This is a genomic window from Parendozoicomonas sp. Alg238-R29, assembly GCF_947331445.1.
GTDB lineage: Bacteria > Pseudomonadota > Gammaproteobacteria > Pseudomonadales > Endozoicomonadaceae > Sansalvadorimonas.
In genome coordinates, this window is the sequence record NZ_CAMZOG010000185.1 from 1 (window position 1) to 2,149 (window position 2,149).

The 2,149-nt window shown below is 36.3% G+C and carries 2 protein-coding genes; one reads left to right on the forward strand and one right to left on the reverse strand.

Annotation, left to right across the window (positions count from 1 at the left end):
• Nucleotides 1-83: 83 nt before the first annotated feature.
• A complete protein-coding gene (locus QMA35_RS21410) occupies nucleotides 84-746 on the reverse strand; it encodes a hypothetical protein (protein ID WP_281649168.1) in 663 nt (220 codons plus the stop codon).
• 69 nt (nucleotides 747-815) lie between these two features.
• Between QMA35_RS21410 and QMA35_RS21415 the strand changes: the two genes are divergently transcribed.
• Nucleotides 816-2,060 carry a site-specific DNA-methyltransferase gene (locus QMA35_RS21415; protein WP_281649169.1) on the forward strand — a complete coding sequence of 415 codons (1,245 nt, stop codon included), beginning with the start codon at nucleotides 816-818 and terminating at the stop codon, nucleotides 2,058-2,060.
• The last annotated feature ends 89 nt before the right edge of the window (nucleotides 2,061-2,149 follow it).

Consider the following 2,149-nt stretch of genomic DNA (forward strand, 5'->3'; position numbering starts at 1 on the left):
TATTCACCCCGACGCACAACGCCTAAATCAGGTGCGCCGTAGGCGTCACCTGGATTTTCTTGTTAGATGTTGTTAACTCTGAGCTAGAAGCTTCCAACTTTACCTTGAGGCGTTCCAAAATATTGTCGAAGAAACTCAAGTGCAACCAGTTTCTCTTTGTGTGGAAGTGCTTGCATAATAGCGATAGTGTTCATTTTTCCGGATTTTGAGTCCCAGAAATTTTTCTTTATTACTTGGTGTCTACCACACAACGCTTGCCATTGGTTCGGGTCTGTAGCATCAGCATTTGGATTTACTGAATGGGGCTGTAAATGATCAGGTGTTAGCTTGACAGTACCACCACCAATTTGGTCAATGGTTCCATTTCTCAGACCACAAGCAGTTCCACCTTCATTCCATTCGCAGCACTGGTTAGCTCTGGCTAAAATCCTGCTCCAAGTATTCTGATTAGGCATTACTCTTTTGCCAGCATTTGCTCGCTTATTTAATGACTCAAGAACGTAATCTTCAACCGATAAAAAGGCTCGGTCTCTTTTAGATAGGATTGTGTAGCCATCATCTGTTCTTAATTCAGATAATCTTTGATGCCAATTTTCAGGTTCTTTACCTGTTATTGGATCTTTAGAAACCTCCACTATCATTTGTCGTGTAACTACTTTACCTACATTATCAATTAAAAAAGCTTCAATTCTTTTTTTAATGCTAGGCTGTGTATACTTTTTAGTTAAATTTCCTTTTGGGAACATATTTTAACTCCGTGTAATGTCCTTTTCCGTATGGTAGAATTTTTCGCAACCGAGCTTACCAGTATTCCCATGAACGAGATAGAAGAAATATCAAGAAAATTAGGCTTTATGCCTATTTTTAAGCCTTTTAGTGAGAAGAGGGAAGTATGCTTTTCGTCTTCTGATGCATCTTGCATACTATTAAAAGGTGATAATGAGGATGCATTAAACCTCTTACAGAGTGATTTTTTGGGCAGCGTGGATTTTTGTTACATTGATCCGCCATACAATACAAAAAATTCATTTATTTATGATGATAAAAGAATAACAAAAGAACCAAACCTTTTTGGGAGTCATGCTGCTTGGATGCAATTTATGCTTAACAGACTTGTTTTAGCAAAAAAACTGCTTTCTGAAACTGGCATTATTGCAATTAGTATTGATGATTATGAGCAACCTTATTTGAGGCTTTTAATGGATCAAATATTTGATGAGAGTAATTTTATTACTAACATCACTGTTGCCAGAAGTAAAAATGGTAAAGGAAGCTCTAGCAATAACGTAGCTGTTAATCATGAGTATGTAGTTCTTTATGGTAAATCGAAGAAATCAAAAGTTCTAGGTTTAGATAATTCCGATGATTCTCTATATAACAAAGAAGATTTGCACGGAAAATTTAAGATTGATGGATTATTCCGTAAAAAAGGTGAACATAGCCTAAGAGAAGATCGGCCAAATCTTTTTTATCCGTTATATTTCGATACTCATGGACATGTATACACAGAAAAAAAACAAGATGATTTTAAGACAGTATATCCAATTGACAGCAAAGGTATTGAGCGTAGATGGCTTTGGGGATTAGATAAGGCAAAGTCCGAATCTTGGAAGTTATATGCAAGTCCAAAAGGCGTTGTCTATGTTAAAAACTATTTTACACCAGAAAAAAGAGTAAAAATTCGTTCATTATGGGACGACAATAGATACCTTACGGAAAGAGCTACTAATGAAATCAAAGAAATTTATGGAGTAAAGGTATTTGATACTCCTAAACCGATTGGGTTAATCGAAGATCTCATTTATTCATGTACAAATGAAGACTCTATAATTATTGATTTTTTTGCAGGTACAGGAACAACGGCTCATGCTGCATACAATTTAAACTCATTATATAATGAGAAAAGAAAAACCATTCTGGTTGAAAGTTGCAGTGAAATACCTGTAAAACATACTGCATGGAAAAAAGGCTATAGGAATATCTCTGATATAACCTCTGCACGATTAAAATGGTTGTCTGATCAAGATTGCACTTTCATTTTTCAAGAATCTAATGTTTGAATAACCTTTCAGTTGCAACTCATTGCTGGGTTGCAACATCTAACGCCAAGTTGTGGGGCGCCGAAGGCGTCCCAGGCAGCTTGCTGCCG

What these genes read in the sequence shown, in the direction of transcription:
- QMA35_RS21415 (WP_281649169.1), top strand. Translation starts at nt 816, where the DNA reads ATGAACGAGATAGAAGAAATATCAAGAAAATTAGGCTTTATGCCTATT.
- QMA35_RS21410 (WP_281649168.1), bottom strand. Translation starts at nt 746, where the DNA reads ATGTTCCCAAAAGGAAATTTAACTAAAAAGTATACACAGCCTAGCATT.